Here is an 18,130-nt window from a genome sequence, read left to right as displayed (position 1 = left end):
ACGTGAAATACCTTAAGTATCTTTACCTGTCAGTCATGATCAGCCTGATGGGCATTGCATCCGTGCTCGCTCGCGACCTCGGAGAGGGTGCTGTTAACGACTCCAATTCGAGAGCATTGCAAAACAGCGGACGCCTTTACGAAATCTGGAGTGGCATCGGGAAATTAACCCTGCAATCGGGAGAATCCTGTAGTGCCGTCCTGCTAAATACGCGAAACAGACAAGGTAAGGCCACTGGACCTGGCTATCTGCTCACCAGTGGACATTGCGTACTGTTCCAGTACGGTTCGGCACGGATCAATCTGCCGATAGAGGCGACGGTAACTTTCAAGTACTTTTATGACACGCCCGAGCGACACAGCCAATTTGCAGTTCGGACCGCCCGATGGACCAGTCTGTCCGGGACTGATCTTGCCGTACTTGAAGTAGACGCCACCCTGGCCTCGTTGATTCAGGCCGGCATCAACCCGCTTAACCTGGCATCCCACCAAATAAATGAGAGCCATGACTCACTTAACGTTGGCGCGCCACAGGGCTTTAGCGAAAGCGGGCTTCGATTGAGCGCTTGCGACGAACAAACTGCAGGTACATTCATCGATCACCCTGGGGTATTCCCCCTGGCAATGCGAAACCGTTGTGACCTTCGACCTGGGAACTCCGGCAGTCCGATGCTTAACCGCAATACAAATGAAATCACCGGCATCGTCAGTAAGATCGCTGCCTCGCGTGTAATACCAGAGCCCGAAGGTTGCGAGGACTCGTCATCCTGCAAGGCCGCCCGTTTCAACTACAGCTACCCTGCCAACTTCCTGTATGCCTGTTTCACTGACGGTGTATTCACCATTGATGGACCGGGCTGTGCCTTGAAGCCTGTTGAGTTGAGCGTTATTGAGCCATGGAAACTCAAAACATACGTTGATAGATCGCGAAATACAGCCGGGCAGTTTGCATTGCCAACATGGGATTTCCGGTTCTCGTTAGACGCACCGTTCTATCGTTTTAAAGCAGTCCGTGACGCCAAAGAATGCAAGGTGCCTCACAACTACAGCGCCGCCATTAGTACTGAAGATGCGCATATCAATACTGAGATAGGTCCATCAAATGGAGTGCACGCACTTTGCGTTATTGGTGTTGACTCCGCGCAACAAAGCCTGACGGCGGCAACATTGAACAATGTGTTCACGAGCGCAGTGTATTTGAACCCGCCACCGCGGGTTCCGCCGCAAGCCCAGTAAGATAGCTGCTAGAGATACCGCGCCATGATCTCATCGACCACTCCTTCCTTGCGCAACTGATCGAGCGCGGCTTGCAGCTTGGCGACGGTCTCATCTGGCACTTCTTTGTTCAGTGCCAGATACAACTCGGCGCTGTTGAATCGCAACACCGTCTTGAGCCCGGTCACACCATCCTGGCGCGCCAGATAACGTCCGGCAGGATCACCTGTGGCCCACAGATCGATCTGACCGTTTGTGAGTTTCTTCGCATTGTCCTGATCCCGCAGCACGACAATCGGCTTCAGCCCTTGCTTGGCTAAAGTCTCGGCAATCGCATCGCCCTTGTAAGCGCCGATTTTGTACTTGCGCGCATCATCCAGACTGTCGAGGTTGATCTTGCTGTCTGCCTTGGCCAGCATGATCCAGTCGTCCGGGCCGATCGGGCCTACCCACTTGAAGAGCTTCTCACGATCGGGCAACCGCGCCATCACGAACACGCCATAACCGGGTTTCTCGAGGGCGATCTTGTAGATCCGCTCCCAAGGGAAACGCAGCGTAAGGCTGTAAGTGATGTTGGCGCGCTTGAACATCTCGCGGACGATGTCCACGGCAATGCCATTGATGTTTTCGTCTTGAGCGAAATTCTTGCCGTTCCTCGCCATGTTGTACGGCGGGAAATTTTCCGTCAGCAGCACCAGATCGGTGGCGGGACTTTCTGCAGCCTGTGCTCCATTGACGAGCAATAGAGATGCACTGGCGAGGGCAAGTAGAAGGCGTTTAAGCATGTCTGGCTACCGAAATCCATGGCGTTCCCAAGAGTGCCCTGAGCCCGCCATGATGTCCACTGGCCTGTATCGGATTGTTCAGCGCATCACGATTCCGCGATGGGCCATGAAGGCTTTGGCTTCCTGCACGGTGTATTCACCGAAGTGGAAAATACTCGCCGCCAACACCGCACTGGCGTGGCCTTCGATGATGCCGTCGGCCAAATGCTGCAGGTTGCCGACGCCGCCAGAGGCGATCACCGGGATGCCCAACGCATCACTGATGGCGCGAGTGACCCCCAGGTCGAAACCGTTTTTCATGCCGTCCTGATCCATGCTGGTCAGCAGGATTTCACCAGCGCCCAGGCCTTCCATCTTCTTCGCCCACTCCACCGCGTCCAGGCCTGTCGGCTTGCGACCGCCATGGGTGAAGATTTCCCAGCGAGGCGTTTCGCCCGGCCCGGAAACCTTCTTGGCGTCGATGGCGACGACGATGCATTGCGAACCGAAATGCTGCGCCGCTTCGCCGACGAATTCCGGATTGAACACGGCGGCGGTGTTGATCGATACCTTGTCCGCACCCGCGTTGAGCAGATTTCGAATGTCCTGCACGGTGCGAACGCCACCGCCGACGGTCAGCGGAATGAACACCTGGCTGGCCATGCGCTCGACGGTATGCAGCGTGGTATCGCGGCCATCGACACTGGCGGTGATGTCGAGAAAGGTAATCTCGTCAGCACCCTGCTCGTCGTAGCGACGAGCGATTTCCACCGGATCGCCGGCGTCGCGGATGTTTTCGAACTTCACACCCTTGACGACCCGACCGTTGTCCACGTCCAGGCAAGGGATGATGCGTTTGGCCAGCGCCATGGTCAGTCCTCAGCCTTTGTACGAATCGCAGAAAGCTTGCGCTTCAGCGACGTCGAGGGTGCCTTCGTAGATCGCCCGGCCGGTGATCGCGCCGATGATGCCTGGCGCTCTGGCGTCGAGCAGCGACTTGATGTCACCCAGGTTGTGGATGCCGCCGGAGGCGATCACCGGGATCTTCGTGGCAGCGGCCAGTGCAGCGGTAAACGGAACGTTGCAGCCCTGCATCATGCCGTCTTTGGCGATGTCGGTATAAACGATCGCGGACACGCCGTCGGCTTCAAATTGCTTGGCCAGATCGATTACTTGGACGGTGCTGATTTCAGCCCAGCCGTCGGTGGCAACGAAGCCATCTTTAGCATCCAGACCGACAATCACCTTGCCCGGAAACGCGCGGCAGGCTTCAGCGACGAAGGCAGGATCTTTTACGGCTTTAGTGCCGATGATCACGTAGCTCACGCCGGCTTTCACGTAGTGCTCGATGGTTTCCAGGGAGCGGATACCGCCGCCAATCTGGATTGGCAGGTTCGGATAACGCTTGGCGATGGCGGTGACGACTTCACCATTGACTGGCTGGCCTTCGAAAGCGCCATTCAGATCGACCAGATGCAGACGACGGCAACCGCCCTCCACCCACTTGGCCGCCATGCTCACCGGGTCATCGGAGAACACTGTGGAATCTTCCATGCGGCCCTGGCGCAGACGAACACAGGCACCGTCTTTGAGATCGATAGCGGGAATAATCAGCATCTGGCAAACCTTCAAATTCGAGTATTCAGCTTCGCTCGGAAATCAGTTTTTCTCGAGCGCCCACAAGTCGCTTTCGATGCTTTCGAACCTCTCTTTGAGGTGCGTCTGCACATCGAAAATCGCCCTGTTGTAATAATGCGGAGCAATTTCACGGGTAAACAGCTCAAGGATTTCGGCCGCTTCGAACGAACCCAGGTCGAGTTCGAAGCGGTCCTCCATGAAGCGCTTGATCTTCTGATTCGCCTCGTTCTCCTGCTCGGGAGTGAGGGTCAGGATCGGCGGCTTTTTCTTGGCAGCCATTTACCAGCGACCATCCCACGCGGCGAAGTTCTGCAGCAATTGCAGGCCATGGGTATGGCTCTTCTCCGGGTGAAACTGCACGGCGAAACGCGAGCCCTCGGCCAGCGCTGCGGCGAAATCGACACCGTAGTGACCGCCACCCACCACCTGGCGCGCGTTGGCGGCAGCGATGTAGTAGCTGTGCACGAAGTAAAAACGCGCCAGGTCCGGAATGTTGTGCCACAGCGGGTGCGTGACCGTCTGCTTCACTTCGTTCCAGCCCATGTGAGGGACTTTCAGATGCTCGCCGTCTTCATGCAGGTCCTTGCCGAAGAACTTCACCGCGCCCGGAAACAAACCGATGCAGTCGACGCCGTCGTTCTCTTCACTGTTGTCGAGCAAGGCTTGCATGCCGACGCAGATGCCAAGGAACGGGCGGTCCTGGCTGACTTCACGCACCAGCGAATCAAAGCCCAGGCGACGGATCTCAGCCATGCAATCGCGAATCGCGCCGACGCCGGGGAAAACCACCCGGTCGGCTTCGCGAATGACGTTGGCATCACTGGTGATCAGGACCTTGCCGGCACCGACGTGCTCGAGGGCTTTGGCCACCGAGTGCAGGTTGCCCATGCCGTAATCGATAACCGCGACCGTCTGCATTACAGAACGCCTTTGGTCGACGGCATCTGACCGGCCATGCGGTCATCGAGTTCTACAGCCATGCGCAGCGCGCGGCCGAAAGCCTTGAAGACGGTTTCGATCTGGTGGTGGGTGTTGGTGCCACGCAGGTTGTCGATGTGCAGGCTGACGAGCGCATGGTTGACGAAGCCCTGGAAGAATTCCTGGAACAGGTCAACGTCGAAGCCCCCGACGGTGGCGCGGGTGTAGGGAACATGCATCTGCAAGCCAGGACGACCGGAAAAGTCGATCACTACGCGCGACAGCGCTTCATCGAGCGGCACATAGGCGTGGCCGTAGCGACGGATGCCTTTTTTGTCGCCGATGGCTTTGGCAAAGGCCTGACCCAGGGTGATACCAACGTCTTCCACGGTGTGGTGGTCGTCGATATGCAGGTCGCCCTTGCTGACAATATCCAGGTCGATCAGCCCGTGACGGGCGATCTGGTCCAGCATGTGCTCAAGAAAAGGAACACCGATATCAAATCGGGCCTTTCCGGTGCCATCCAGGTTGATCGAGGCTTTGATCTGGGTTTCCAGAGTGTCGCGCTCGACTGACGCCTTACGTTCGGCCATCACCAGCTCCGCAAAATCATTGGGCGAAAAAGGCAGCCATTATAGGGGCGCGGGCGCTAAACAGAAACATCGAAGGGGATAAGACTGATGGAGTGTCGAGGATAGACATGTGCATACAATTGCGAGTTGGCTTATGTGGCGAGGGAGCTTGCTCCCGCTGGGCTGCGTAGCAGCCCCAAAACCTATCACCGCTATCTGCCTGAAATCACGCGGTGAATCGATTGGGTTCGCTTCGCGACCCAGCGGGAGCAAGCTCCCTCGCCACAACAACCTGCTCCCACAGGAACCGTGCCACCTGCTACAACGGCGTTAGTGAAACAACACCGCCGTCTTCTGCAGCGTCACCCAGACACCCCACGCCAACGGAATACCCACCGCCAGCCACGCAGCGATCGCCAGAGGTTTGCTGCCCGGCGCCGCTTTCCACTCCAGCACGGTGCTGCTGTCAGCACCTTTGTCGTGGCCCAGCGCCTGTTCGGCCGCCAGCTCGGCGTCAGTCATGAAGTACTTGTCAGCCACCGGCCGTACCAGCAAGTTACAGAGGAAACCCAGCACCAGCAGGCCGGCGAGTATGTACAGCGTGATGTCGTATGCCGCGGCACGTTCCACGCCGATGCTCAGCTGATACTCACGCAGGTAATTCACCAATACCGGACCCAGAACCCCAGCCGCTGCCCATGCAGTCAGCAGTCGACCGTGGATTGCGCCGACCATTTGCGTGCCAAACAGATCCGCCAGGTAAGCAGGCACCGTCGCGAAACCACCACCGTACATCGACAAGATGATGCAGAACGCCGCCACGAACAGCGCAACGTTGCCCAGGTGACCGAGGTTCGGGATCAGCGCGTACAGGGCGAAACCCAGTGCAAAGAACACGAAGTACGTGTTTTTGCGACCCAGATAGTCGGAGAACGAGGCCCAGAAGAAGCGCCCGCCGATATTGAACAGGCTCAGCAAACCGGTGAAACCGGCGGCAATAGCGGCGATAGAGGCCAGTTGGCCGGAGTCCAGCTGCCCAAATGGCAGGTCAACACCGATCAGTTTTCCGCCAAAAACCTCCTGCAACAGCGGCGAAGCCATGCCCAGGATGCCGATACCCGCCGAAACGTTCAGGCACAACACCAGCCACACCAGACGAAATTGCGGGGTTTTCCACGCCACATTCACGTGAACGTGACGGTGTGTAATCATCGAGTTCGACGCTTTTTTCGCCGGAGCGGTCCAGCCTTCAGGCTTCCACCCGGTTGGCGGGACACGGTAGGACAACGCGCCACCAATCATGAACACAAAGTAGATCGCAGCCATCACCAGGAAGCTTTGCCATACGCCAACACCGCTAGGCGAAGCGAAATGACTCATCAGAGCCGCCGCCAGCGGAGCCCCCACCATCGCACCACCGCCGAAACCCATGATCGCCATGCCGGTCGCCATGCCGCGCTTGTCCGGGAACCATTTGATCAGGGTCGAAACCGGTGAGATATAGCCCAGGCCGAGGCCGATACCGCCAATGACACCAGAGCCCACCCACATCAGCCAGATCTGATGGGTATAAATACCCAGCGCCGAAATCAGCAGACCGCCGCACCAGCACAGCGCAGAGACAACGCCAGCCTTACGCGGACCGGCGTGTTCCAGCCAGCCACCCCAGATCGCCGCGGAGCAACCCAGGAAAATGAAGAATAGGGTGTAGATCCAGCCGAGCATCGAGATCGGCCAGTCGCATTGCGACGAGAAGACTTGCGAAATGAAGCTCATGTCCGGCGCGCAAGCCACCGGAGCGGTCACGCCCAGGGCCTTGGAGAGCGGCAGCCAGAACACCGAAAAACCGTAGGCCATGCCGATGCAAAGGTGGATGGCCAGCGCGGCCGGTGGTACCAGCCAGCGGTTGAAACCCGGCTTGGCGATGATGCGCTCCTTGGACAGGAACGCAGGCTGGTCGGCAATGCCGTCAGCCGTGATGCTCGTGGTCATTGTGTATCCCCCAATTATTAGTATGGTTCGCCAGCCACTCCTCACTCTCAGCCTTAATGCACGCAGGCATGACCGTTTTTTGAATGAAGCTCCATTTGATGCGACATCAAGTCGCAGAAGGACGAGCGAACGGGCAAAGGTTACCATTTGTGTGTAGCAGAAAAATCAAACTGATATCACCTTTCGGCAAGCTGTTTGATCCGGGCACCGTGAAGGCTGCCACAGGCCGATACCGCAACTGAATCACTGGCGCCGCCATGCCGTTCTTTTTCGTGCCCATGAACGTGCTCAGGCGCTGGCAACCAGGCTCAAATTACCGCTGGACTGACTGGTGAGGTGATCGCTGACCGGTCATCTGTTTGGGAGCGCTATACTCCCCGGCTAAATTTCGAATTCGACTAACTACAAGGACTCGCCCATGAAAGCGTTCGGCAAAATCCTGGGTCTGGTACTTCTCGGGCTGTTGCTGATCATTGTGGCCTTGGGTTTTGCCCTGACCCACCTCTTTGATCCCAACGACTATAAAGACGAGATTCGCCAGATTGCCCGCGACAAGGCCCACATCGAGCTGACGCTCAATGGCGATATCGGCTGGAGCCTGTTCCCCTGGCTAGGCCTGGAACTGCACGAAGCCAGTGTTGCGACCCTGGCCAAACCCACCGAACCGTTCGCTGACCTACAGATGCTCGGCCTGTCCGTTCGCGTGTTGCCGCTGCTGCGCCGTGAAGTGCAGATGAGCGACGTGCGCGTCGAAGGCTTGAACTTGCGCCTGAACCGCGACAAGGACGGCCACGGCAACTGGGAAGATATCGGCAAGGTGCCGGTAGCGGGCAATTCGACTACTGCACCCGTCACCCCGGGCGAACCGGCGCCAGACACCACAGTCCAGGTCGAGAAACCGGCCCAGCCGATCCGTCTGGATATCGACAGCCTGACCGTCAATAACGCCCGCGTTGAATACAACGACGAAAAAACCGGCAAGCAATTCAGCGCGGAAAGCATCCAGCTGAGCACCGGCGCCGTGCACGACTCGACCAATATCCCGGTCAAACTGACGGCGTTCCTGGGCACCAACCAGCCGGTCTTGCGGGTGCGCACTGAGCTTAACGGCGAGCTGCGTTTCGAACGCGCGCTGCAACGCTACAAATTCGAAGACATGAAACTCTCCGGCGAAGTGGCGGGTGATCCGTTGCAAGGCAAGACGATGACTTTCGCCGCCCAGGGCCAGCTTCTGCTGGATAAAGCTGCGAACGTCGCCGAATGGACCGGCATCAAGATTTCTGCCAACCAACTGCGTGCGCTGGGCGAACTCAAGGTCAACGACCTCGACAAGACTCCGCAAATCAACGGCGCCCTGTCGATCGCTCAGTTCGACCTGGCAAAATTTATCGACAGCATTGGCCAGACCCTTCCAGCCATGGCTGAAGGCAGTCTGAGCAAAGTCGAACTGGTCACTCGCCTTGCCGGTACGCCAAGCAGCGTTTCGTTCGACAACATCAATCTGAAAGTCGATGACAGCAGCTTCAACGGTCGCATCGCGGTCGAGGATTTCGCCAAGCAGTCGCTGCGTGCCGTGCTGAAAGCTGACACCTTCAACGTCGACCGATATCTGAAGCCAACATCCGCTGAAGCCAACAGCGCGACTCAAGTGCGTCAGGCCGAGGTGGCCAGCACCGAAGCCAATGCCATGGCGGGCGCAGGCAGCACTCCGCTACCCGATGCGCCGACCAAAACCGCATGGAGCTCCGATCGCCTGCTGCCGGTCGAGCGCCTGAGCAAACTCGACGTCGACGCCGACCTGACCTTCGGCCAGCTGACACTCGACAAACTGCCCATCCAGAATGCCGCGCTCAAAGCCACTGGCCAAGGCGGTCTGCTGACCCTGGAAAACCTGCGAGGCGACCTGTACGACGGCAGCTTCGAGGCCAAAGGTACCCTCGACGTGCGCCAGCAGGTGCCGGCGCTGAACATGCAGACGCAGCTCAACAAAGTCCCGGTAGAAAAAATCCTCGAAAGCCAAGGCAAGAATCCGCCGGTCAAAGGTCTGGTCACACTCAACAGCAACCTCACAGGCAGCGGCAATAGCCAGAAAGCGCTGATCGACAGCCTTAACGGCAACGCCAGTTTCGTGATCAACAACGGCGTGCTGCTTAACGCCAACCTCGAACAGCAACTGTGCAAGGGCATTGCCACCCTCAACCGCAAAACCCTCAGCGGCGAACCACGAGGCAAGGACACGCCATTCCAGGAACTAAAGGGCAACCTGACCTTCCGTAACGGCGTGGCCAGCAACCCTGACCTGAAAGTGCGCATCCCGGGCATGACCATCAACGGTGACGGCGACGTCGACCTGCGAGTGCTGGGTATGGATTACCGCGTTGGCATCATCGTCGAAGGCGACAAGAGCGATATGCCGGACCCGGCTTGTCAGGTCGGCGAGAAGTTTGTCGGTATCGAGTGGCCACTGCGCTGCCGCGGTCCGCTGGAACTCGGCGCCAAAGCCTGCCGCCTGGACAATGAGCGCATGGGCCAGGTCGCGAGCAAACTGGCGGGCGACAAACTCAGCGAGAAAATCGACGAGAAGCTTGGCGACAAGGTCAGTCCTGAATTGAAAAATGCACTGAAGGGTTTGTTCAAGCGATGAGATCCGAGCAATTTTCATCGGCAGTACTGGACTGGTACGACCGCCACGGCCGCCACGATTTGCCTTGGCAACAGGGCATCAACCCGTATCGGGTGTGGGTCTCGGAGATCATGCTGCAGCAGACCCAGGTCAGCACCGTGCTGAACTACTTCGACCGCTTCATGGCGTCGCTGCCAACGGTCGAAGCTCTGGCTGCCGCACCGGAAGACGAAGTGCTGCACTTGTGGACAGGCCTTGGTTACTACACCCGTGCGCGCAATTTGCAGAAGACCGCAAAAATCGTCGTGGCGGAGTACGGCGGCGAGTTTCCGCGCGACGTTGAGAAGCTGGTGGAGCTGCCAGGTATCGGATTATCCACAGCCGGGGCCATTGCCAGCCTGAGCATGGGCCTGCGGGCGCCGATCCTTGATGGCAACGTCAAACGGGTCCTGGCGCGCTTTACTGCACAAGAGGGCTATCCAGGCGAGCCGAAGGTCGCCAAACAGCTGTGGGCGAACGCTGAGCGCTTCACACCACATGATCGGGTCAACGCCTACACCCAGGCGATGATGGATCTGGGCGCCACTCTATGCACTCGCAGCAAACCGAGCTGCCTTCTGTGCCCGCTCGAAAAGGGCTGTGAAGCGCACATGCTTGGCCTGGAAACCCGCTACCCGATCCCCAAACCGCGTAAAGCCGTGCCACAGAAGCGTACGCTGATGCCAATGCTCGCCAACGGCGAAGGCGCGATCCTGCTTTATCGTCGCCCTTCCACGGGCTTGTGGGGCGGTCTCTGGAGCCTTCCGGAACTCGACGACCTCGAGGACCTGCAACATCTGGCGGCCCAGCACTCGCTGGAACTGGGCACTCAGCAAGCCTTGCCAAGCCTTGTTCACACCTTCAGCCACTTTCAATTGTCCATCGAACCCTGGCTGGTTCAGGTCCAGGAGGTCGGCCATCACGTGGCCGAGGCCGACTGGCTCTGGTATAACCTCGCCACCCCGCCGCGCCTGGGCCTTGCCGCCCCGGTCAAAACATTGCTCGCACGCGCGGCCGCCGTATTGAACGCAGGAGAGTCGTCATGACCCGCACCATCATGTGCCGCAAGTACAAAGAAGAATTGCCCGCCCTGGAGCGCGCTCCGTTCCCGGGCGCTAAAGGCCAGGACATTTTTGACCACGTCTCGGCGAAGGCCTGGGCGGACTGGCAGAAACACCAGACCCTGCTGATCAACGAAAAACGCCTGAACATGATGAACGCCGAAGACCGCAAATATCTTCAGGGCGAGATGGACAAGTACTTCTCCGGCGAGGAATACGCCAAGGCTGACGGCTACGTTCCGCCGGCTGAATAATCCCGTTTTCTTGGGGGTCGGTACGTAAGCGACGGTAATAATTAAATATTTTTTGAAAACTTGCTTGACGACCCCCTGAAAAACCAGTTTAATGCGCCCCGTTGCCCAGATAGCTCAGTCGGTAGAGCAGGGGATTGAAAATCCCCGTGTCGGCGGTTCGATTCCGTCTCTGGGCACCAAATACCGAAAACCCTGAATCGCAAGATTCAGGGTTTTTTTATGCCCGGGATTTGATCAGGAGCAAATTCCCTCTCTACCGACACACTGGAAGAAGCTTCACCCTTTTCCTATTGCCCCACCAGGAAGCGCCTGTGGCGCTTGTAGAGAGCGATCCACGATAAACGCCAAGCATCGGTGAGTAGCCGCGTTGAGTAGCCCCTCGATTTTGTCGGAACGCTCCGAATGTATTACCGGAAATGGATGACATACGCTGATCATCGGATTGGGCACTATCGGAAAAGGAGCTGCCGCTAACCGGGAGCAGATGCAAAACAGGGATGTAGACCATGACGGTCACCGTTAATCCAGTGGTCAAAACCGCTGACTTTTACTCGGGTCAGGAAGTCAGAACGTTCAGATTTAATTCTTGCCAGTCGACATTGCTTCACGCGTTAGCGCAAGAACTGGGCGCTAACGGCGGGCCGCAGGCACAAGGGGCCGAATCCAACGCCTGTCTGGCGGCAACCGAAATAAAGCGTTCGCTTTCGAAAGATCAATGCGAACTGCTAGGTGCCTACTCTGATGGCCTTGTTTGCGTGTTGATTTTTGAAGGTTTGCAAACGATCAACGATGCCAGCCCTCCAGATGAACTGCCAGACCTGGTATCTCTGGAGAACCGTTACGACGTCCTTTGCCTGGCCGCCCGCAATCAGATCTTGTTGAAACTGGTGGATAACACTGCCTTTGCCTATGACATGGACAATGACGGAAAACTGGTTCGAGTGGTGGCCAACTTCAAGGGTGGCGGGCTCAACAAACTCAATGCCGAGCCGGAAGTCAAAGAACTGAGCTCCCATTCAGGCCTCGCGCTTGGCCCGCATACCGAAGCGCCTTACTGGTGCGCAGTGAACGCGAAAGACGAGCACTCACCCTCTCCCTCGTCGCTCATACTTTCCGCGCTGTGGAACCCGGGCCTGGAACCTACACGGGCCATTCCATTACCTCCCATACTCGACAAAATTGGCGTCACCCACTGCCTCGCACTGACCACACGCAACTTCCAATTCACTCGTAGTGATTCCTTTGTCAGTGGCAAAGGACAAGATGGCCGCGATGTGTCGGTTCTGGAGTTTGACGACAAGGTCGGGTTCGCAGCCCGCTTCAACGCCTATCGCTTTTCGGTCAATGATAACGCCTCGGCTTTTGTCAAAACGGCCTACACCGCCCTTTGCCAGGCCGCAGGCGAAGCAACTCCAGTCGAGTGCGCGCTCACGCAAGAGTCGGCCATGGTCATCAATAACGTTCGAGCCTTGCACTGTCGCGATGTCATCAAAGACAACAGACGCGTCCTGGTTCGCATTTTCGGGCTGTCGAAATTCGCTTCCCCTATCGTTATTTCAGAGGACCCGTTGCTGCTGCAGGGCTGATTCTTTAAATACTCAAGCTGCTGAAGGACTCGCCAGGGAATACCGGCTAATCACTACAACGAGGGAATGCAATGTCTTGGGATTTAATCGGCATGTTGGCGCTCGTCGCTTTTTGCGCGGGCTTTTTTGATGCGATTGCCGGTGGTGGTGGATTGATCACTTTGCCCGCATTGTTTATTGCGGGTCTAGATCCGATCAGTGCAATAGCAACGAACAAGTTCCAAGCCGCCTCCGCAACCATTTCGGCAACGGTAACCTTTGCTCGCAAAGGGATGATCGAGTGGCGCGAAGGCCGCTTTCTGGTCGTCTGTGCATTTATTGGCGGAGCCAGTGGCGCCTTGCTGGTCAGCTCGATTGATAAGCGCTATCTGGAAGTTTGCGTGCCTATCATGTTGATACTGGTCGCGATCTATTTTGCGCTCTCTCCGAAGCTGGCTAATGAAGATCGACGCAAGAGAATCGGCATTCTGCTTTTTTCGTTTACCGTGGCTCCGATCCTGGGCTTTTATGATGGAATTTTTGGTCCCGGCGTAGGCTCTTTCTTTATTGTCGGGTTTGTCCTTCTCTGCGGCATGGGCATGATGCGGGCCATGAGTTTTACCAAACTTGCCAACGCCTCATGCAACCTGGGTTCTCTGTCGATTTTCGTTACCAAAGGTGTGATTATCTGGCCGATCGCCATAGCCATGGCTTTGGCAGCCTTCATTGGCGCTCAATTGGGAGCACGGGCCGCTGTTCGGGTAGGGCCACGATTGATTAAGCCAATGCTGATCGTGGTTTGCTGCGCCTTGGCCATCAAGCTGTTAAGCGTAGAAACAAATCCTTTGCGCGTCGCGATCCTTCAATCATTGGCTTCGCTATGATCACCAAAAGCATTGTTCGATTCCGTCTTTGACACCCGATAACGAAAACCCTGAATCGCAAGATTCAGGGTTTTTTTATGCCTGGGATTTAGCAAATTCAAGCGTCGCCGAAAACTCCTACTCCCGCCACGCCATTTTCCTCCACGTCGCGACCATCTCTTCGCACGTCTTTTTAGGAAACGCCTTATTGGAGCAAGCTTCCTTACAAAGTGAAACTTATGCAGCAGCAAATCTGCCTGCATTCAACGTTTCAAAGTAAGGAAACAATTCTTGAACACGCTTCTGAAAATCCTCACCCTGTCGACCCTCATTGCCACCGCCAGCGGTTGCGTCAGCTACAACCAAAGCCAGCCAACTTCGCCTATCGACAGCACCGTGAAGGCAGACCTGAAAGCAGACATCGCTGTTGGTGACACCATCTCCGGTGAATCATCGGTCAACATCCTGTTCGGCTTCCTCAAGTTCGGCGGCGATTCTCAATTTGCCGATGGCGTGAGCTACGGTGGTCAGAGTGGCGGCCTGGGGTTGGGCCTGGATCCGGTCAGCGCCGTTAAATCGGCAGCAGCCTACAAAGCGGTCAAGTCCTCCGGAGCCGACCTGATTGTGGCCCCGCGCTATGAAGTGAACGAAGAAAACTACTTCATCTTCAAGAAGGTTTCCGTCACGGTGAAAGGCAACAAAGGCAACATCCGCAGCATCCGCTAACTGCCTATCCCTGGTGATCGTTGAGTAAACACCCTGCGCGCAGTGGCAAACCCCAGACACCGCGCGCGGCATTCCGCAAACAGCCCATGAAAACAGCTGTTTGCGGATTTGAAAGTTGAAGAAAACCCCTCGCGCTTACGACGTCCCCTATTCACCATCATTCCAGTGAAAAACCAGATTGCGCGCGGTTCCACTGCCGACATCCGTGGTGTCACGCCGCTCCTCACCATTGCGCGTTGCAATTACCGTGTATTTGCCAGGAGGCAGTTGCACGTATACCAGCGGACCCGCCTGAGTCAGGGTCAACACGGCTTGTTCTTGAGCGTTATGAATGACCACATCGACATCCGGAACGTACTTGTTCTCCACGCCAATGGAAAACGTCATGTGCAAGTTGTAACCAGTGGCTTGCTGGATCGCCTTCGCCTCGTCCTCGCCAACACCGCCAGACAAGTAGGCAACGCCATACTGGTCCTGTCGCTGGACTTGCACCCCTGAGCTGTCGACCGGCTCCAGGCTGGCAGCCTGCAGCGCAACCGGGAACATCGATAAGCAGACGAGTGCAAAAAGCAATGCATGCGCGTGTTTCATGATGGCAACTCCCGAGCTCCGCAAAGCTCAATTTTTACCTTTGTTAGATTTGTCCCTGAACGTCCAAGTTTTAGATTGATTAGTGCTTGGACTCACTACGAATTGGACTACAGGTCGTATTCCAAAACTTTGCCGAGCCGTCGGATCGATCCTGCAACACCATCAGGCCCTTCATTCACATTTACCAGCCGCGCCCGGCATCGCTGCCTACTCCTGCCCTGCGATTCTTTCCCCCCCCGCTCACTCAGCCCCGGAAGAATCGATGAAAGCGCCCCGTCAGGACATGATTCAAGACCCCAATGTAACCAGCCTCCTGAGCAACCTTGGCGAGGTGATTCGTGAGGCACGCCAGAAGGTCCTGCGAACGGTTGACACGGTTCAGGTACAAACCTGCTGGCAGATCGGGCGGCATATTGTCGAGTTCGAGCAGGGAGGCGCCCAGCGGGCTGGCTATGGCAAACATCTACTGGCATCGCTGGCAAAGGTGCTGACGGCAGAGTTCGGGAAAGGATTCGATGAGACTAACTTGCGGAAGATGCGACTTTTTTATCAGGCGTTTCCAATTCGAGACGCACTGCGTCTCGAATTGAGCTGGACGCACTACCGCAGACTCTTGAGGGTCGACAGTGAACACGCCCGGCACTGGTACATGAACGAGTCCGCTCTGCAAAACTGGTCATCGCGAGCTTTGGAACGCCAGATCAATACCCTCTATTACGAACGCTTGTTGGCGAGCCGGGATCGCCCTGCCGCTATGCAGGAAGCCGCCTCCAGCATCCAGCAAATGAACACCAATCCTCGAGACTTCGTCAGGGATCCGGTGGTATTGGAGTTTCTCGGCCTGCCTGATGCAGGCCTGGTCATGGAAAGCGAGCTTGAGCAAGCTTTGATCAACCAACTGCAATCGTTTCTGCTTGAGCTCGGAAAAGGCTTTGCCTTTATCGCTCGCCAACAACGCATCAGCACCGACAGCAAAGATTTCTACATCGATCTGGTGTTCTACAACTACTTGCTTAAATGCTTTGTCATCTTTGATTTGAAACGCGGAGAACTGACACACCAGGACGTCGGGCAGATGGACATGTATGTACGCATGTACGATGACCTCAGACGCGGCTCGGAAGATGGCCCGACTGTCGGCATCATCCTTTGCGCGCAAAAAGACGAGTCCGTGGTGCGTTATTCGGTGCTGGAAGGCCACGACCACCTGTTCGCCACCAAGTACAGGCTAGTGTTGCCAAGCGAGGAAGAACTTCGAGCCGAACTGGACCGCGAGCGCGCTTTGCTTGAGGAGCGGTTGCTTCATATTCATTCACCAAACAGCTGACGGATTGTCCATCCGCTGCGCGAAGACTATCGTTGGTTGCTTCTCGCAAAGGTCCGATACCGATGACTCTGCAGCAGGACATGCCCCCCATCTCCACCCAAATCGAGCAGCCTCCGACTGCGGCAAAACCGTTCATGGAGCCCGCCGCAGACGGCTTTATCCTCGGCGGATTCATCTGGCGGCATGCTATCCCTGACTCAATGCGTCCGGTCGTCATCATCAATGCCGCCACCTCCGTGCGCTGCCGCCATTACTCGCGCTTTGCCGACTATCTCTGCGCCCATGGTTTCGACGTCATGACCTTCGATTACCGCGGCATCGGAGAATCACGACCTGACTCGCTGAAAGGACTGAAGGCGTCATGGTCCGACTGGGGTGCCCTGGATTTTGAGGCGATGCTCAAGCGCGCTCAGCGCGAATTCCCTGGCCAGCCCATCGATGTCGTCGCCCACAGCTTTGGAGGCTGTGCAGCGGGCCTGGGAGCGTCTGGGCATCTCATTCGACGCCTGGTGACCGTCGGCGCGCAATTCGCCTACTGGCGCGACTATGCGCCCGCCCATCGCTGGCGTTTGTTCGGCAAGTGGCATCTGGTCATGCCGTTAGTGACGATGCTGTGCGGCTATTTCCCCGGAAAACGGCTCGGCTGGCTGGAAGACACTCCGGCGGGCGTCGTCCGCGACTGGAGCACACCCACTGCTCGTTACGAGAAGCGCCCCAGCGGTCAGGACAGCCACGTCAGGGCCTTTGCCCGCGTCACCGCACAAACGCTGGCCATCAGCATCACAGACGATCCCTATGGCACGATACCGGCTATCGAACGACTGCTCGGCTACTTCACCCAGAGCACAAACACCCACCTGCGAATCGCCCCCGAAGACATCGGCCAGACAGAAGTCGGACATTTCGCCTTTTTTCGCAGCGCATACCAAGCCACACTATGGCCCATTGCATTGTCCTGGCTGCAAATCGGCGAACTGGCCGCTGACACTCCGGGACGGCTAGTGCCTCGTCACTGACCAATGCGCCCACTCAACGAAATACGGAACGACGCCCATGGCCTCCGCCAACAAGCAGCAAAAACGCGCCACCCGCGCCAAAGCCAAGGCCAAGCAGAACCGCACCCAACGGGCGGTCGCGCCGGTCGAACTGGATCCGAATGACGATAGAATCGACTTCGAATCTGTAGACCTGACCGAACTGTTCAAAGAAATGATCGACGCCCAGAAAGTAAGCCAGCAAGCCATGTGCACCGTGTTCCTGGAACACCCGTTGCTCGCGCTGGTGCTGGAGCAGGAAGGCGAAGAAACCGCGACAGACTTCATCATCGCCGCGCTGATCGAGTATCGCCAATGGTCCACCGAAGTGGACGAAGCCGGTGCCTTGGCGTGGATCGAATCCCCGGATTTCCAGATTGACTACGTGGCGGCATCCGAAGCCATCGCGGCCCAAAACCCACAGACACCGAACTGAGTTCCCATGGCCTCCCTGAACAAGCAGCAGAAACGCGCCAAGCGCGCCAAGATCAAAGCCAAGCAAATCAATATCCACGGACGAAAACCCGCCGCGCTGGACGACGACCTGGACAATGACCTGGACGAACCGGGCGAGCCGATCCCGGAATACACCCTGGCCATGTTCAGCAAAATGCGCGACGCAGAAGCCGTTAGCCGCAACGACATGCTGCTGGCCCTGCTGACCGACCTCGCCGGAATCATCACCGACCATCCCGACCTGCTCGACATGGAAAACGCCGACAACGAAGCCATGGCTGCCACTCACCTGGCCGCCGACATGCTGATCGACTATCGCATGTGGGCTGACGGCATGGACCACGACGCCGCCCAGGCCTGGCTGACCGACCCGCAGTTCATTACTGACTTCGGTACAGCACTGGACAGCTATCGCCAGTCGCTGGACGCAGAGGAAGAAAAGGGCGAGTAATTTTCCCCTTCAGAAACAAAAACGGCCGCTCGTCATCACTGA

At 57.1% G+C, this 18,130-nt stretch carries 19 protein-coding genes and 1 tRNA gene; 12 read left to right on the top strand and 8 right to left on the bottom strand.

Annotated elements, in window-relative coordinates:
• The first annotated feature begins 2 nt into the window (after positions 1–2).
• Positions 3–1,235, top strand: a complete 1,233-nt coding sequence (locus tag ACA063_RS01450; RefSeq protein ID WP_497664510.1) for a trypsin-like serine peptidase — start codon at positions 3–5, stop codon at positions 1,233–1,235.
• Positions 1,236–1,243: 8 nt separating this feature from the next.
• On the opposite strand, the gene ACA063_RS01445 is transcribed toward ACA063_RS01450, so the two are convergent.
• The 7 genes from ACA063_RS01445 to ACA063_RS01415 all read right to left on the bottom strand — a co-directional run bounded on the left by ACA063_RS01445 (position 1,244) and on the right by ACA063_RS01415 (position 7,098).
• The gene (locus tag ACA063_RS01445) at positions 1,244–1,999 is read right to left on the bottom strand and encodes a substrate-binding periplasmic protein (protein ID WP_497664509.1); all 756 of its coding nucleotides are present in this window, start codon (positions 1,997–1,999) and stop codon (positions 1,244–1,246) included.
• A gap of 78 nt (positions 2,000–2,077) precedes the next feature.
• Positions 2,078–2,848 (bottom strand): imidazole glycerol phosphate synthase subunit HisF, encoded by a 771-nt coding sequence (gene hisF, locus ACA063_RS01440; protein WP_407013243.1) that lies wholly within the window; start codon positions 2,846–2,848, stop codon positions 2,078–2,080.
• Positions 2,849–2,857: 9 nt separating this feature from the next.
• Positions 2,858–3,595: a 1-(5-phosphoribosyl)-5-[(5-phosphoribosylamino)methylideneamino]imidazole-4-carboxamide isomerase gene (hisA, locus tag ACA063_RS01435; protein WP_162436975.1), complete on the bottom strand. Its 738-nt coding sequence runs from the start codon at positions 3,593–3,595 to the stop codon at positions 2,858–2,860.
• Between the two features lie 42 nt (positions 3,596–3,637).
• Positions 3,638–3,895 (bottom strand): DUF2164 domain-containing protein, encoded by a 258-nt coding sequence (locus tag ACA063_RS01430; protein ID WP_157711279.1) that lies wholly within the window; start codon positions 3,893–3,895, stop codon positions 3,638–3,640.
• Entirely contained in the window at positions 3,896–4,534 is a 639-nt protein-coding gene (gene hisH, locus ACA063_RS01425; protein WP_497664508.1) for an imidazole glycerol phosphate synthase subunit HisH, read from the bottom strand.
• On the bottom strand, positions 4,534–5,127 hold the full coding sequence (gene hisB / locus ACA063_RS01420) for an imidazoleglycerol-phosphate dehydratase HisB (RefSeq protein ID WP_003218037.1): 594 nt from the start codon (positions 5,125–5,127) through the stop codon (positions 4,534–4,536). The genes hisH and hisB overlap by 1 nt, the downstream gene beginning before the upstream one ends.
• 309 nt (positions 5,128–5,436) lie before the next feature.
• Positions 5,437–7,098 (bottom strand): OFA family MFS transporter, encoded by a 1,662-nt coding sequence (locus tag ACA063_RS01415; RefSeq protein WP_497664507.1) that lies wholly within the window; start codon positions 7,096–7,098, stop codon positions 5,437–5,439.
• A gap of 418 nt (positions 7,099–7,516) precedes the next feature.
• Here ACA063_RS01415 and ACA063_RS01410 point away from each other — a divergent pair, with 418 nt between their 5' ends.
• The 7 genes from ACA063_RS01410 to ACA063_RS01380 all read left to right on the top strand — a co-directional run bounded on the left by ACA063_RS01410 (position 7,517) and on the right by ACA063_RS01380 (position 14,229).
• Positions 7,517–9,742, top strand: a complete 2,226-nt coding sequence (locus ACA063_RS01410; RefSeq protein WP_497664506.1) for an AsmA family protein — start codon at positions 7,517–7,519, stop codon at positions 9,740–9,742.
• The gene (gene mutY / locus ACA063_RS01405) at positions 9,739–10,806 is read left to right on the top strand and encodes an A/G-specific adenine glycosylase (RefSeq protein WP_497664505.1); all 1,068 of its coding nucleotides are present in this window, start codon (positions 9,739–9,741) and stop codon (positions 10,804–10,806) included. The genes ACA063_RS01410 and mutY overlap by 4 nt, the downstream gene beginning before the upstream one ends.
• Complete coding sequence (locus ACA063_RS01400) at positions 10,803–11,075, top strand: oxidative damage protection protein (RefSeq protein ID WP_010464608.1); 273 nt, start codon at positions 10,803–10,805, stop codon at positions 11,073–11,075. The genes mutY and ACA063_RS01400 overlap by 4 nt, the downstream gene beginning before the upstream one ends.
• A 103-nt stretch (positions 11,076–11,178) precedes the next feature.
• Positions 11,179–11,254: transfer RNA gene (locus tag ACA063_RS01395), tRNA-Phe, on the top strand.
• Positions 11,255–11,581: 327 nt separating this feature from the next.
• Entirely contained in the window at positions 11,582–12,661 is a 1,080-nt protein-coding gene (locus tag ACA063_RS01390) for a hypothetical protein (protein ID WP_497664504.1), read from the top strand.
• Between the two features lie 71 nt (positions 12,662–12,732).
• Complete coding sequence (locus ACA063_RS01385) at positions 12,733–13,524, top strand: TSUP family transporter (protein ID WP_497664503.1); 792 nt, start codon at positions 12,733–12,735, stop codon at positions 13,522–13,524.
• A 270-nt stretch (positions 13,525–13,794) separates the two neighbouring features.
• The gene (locus tag ACA063_RS01380; protein ID WP_497664502.1) at positions 13,795–14,229 is read left to right on the top strand and encodes a hypothetical protein; all 435 of its coding nucleotides are present in this window, start codon (positions 13,795–13,797) and stop codon (positions 14,227–14,229) included.
• A gap of 147 nt (positions 14,230–14,376) precedes the next feature.
• On the opposite strand, the gene ACA063_RS01375 is transcribed toward ACA063_RS01380, so the two are convergent.
• On the bottom strand, positions 14,377–14,820 hold the full coding sequence (locus tag ACA063_RS01375) for a carboxypeptidase regulatory-like domain-containing protein (RefSeq protein WP_497664501.1): 444 nt from the start codon (positions 14,818–14,820) through the stop codon (positions 14,377–14,379).
• Positions 14,821–15,082: 262 nt separating this feature from the next.
• Here ACA063_RS01375 and ACA063_RS01370 point away from each other — a divergent pair, with 262 nt between their 5' ends.
• The 4 genes from ACA063_RS01370 (at position 15,083) to ACA063_RS01355 (ending at position 18,088) form a co-directional block, all read left to right on the top strand.
• Entirely contained in the window at positions 15,083–16,147 is a 1,065-nt protein-coding gene (locus ACA063_RS01370) for a PDDEXK nuclease domain-containing protein (protein ID WP_497666453.1), read from the top strand.
• Between the two features lie 62 nt (positions 16,148–16,209).
• Positions 16,210–17,163, top strand: a complete 954-nt coding sequence (locus ACA063_RS01365; RefSeq protein WP_497664500.1) for an alpha/beta hydrolase family protein — start codon at positions 16,210–16,212, stop codon at positions 17,161–17,163.
• A gap of 37 nt (positions 17,164–17,200) precedes the next feature.
• Complete coding sequence (locus tag ACA063_RS01360; protein WP_497664499.1) at positions 17,201–17,617, top strand: hypothetical protein; 417 nt, start codon at positions 17,201–17,203, stop codon at positions 17,615–17,617.
• 6 nt (positions 17,618–17,623) lie between these two features.
• The gene (locus ACA063_RS01355) at positions 17,624–18,088 is read left to right on the top strand and encodes a hypothetical protein (protein ID WP_162436985.1); all 465 of its coding nucleotides are present in this window, start codon (positions 17,624–17,626) and stop codon (positions 18,086–18,088) included.
• Positions 18,089–18,130: the final 42 nt, after the last annotated feature.

It is taken from the genome of Pseudomonas sp. LBUM1643 (assembly GCF_059716215.1).
The sequence above is the reverse complement of the archived record's forward strand: the minus strand, read 5'-3'. Positions and strand labels throughout refer to the sequence as shown.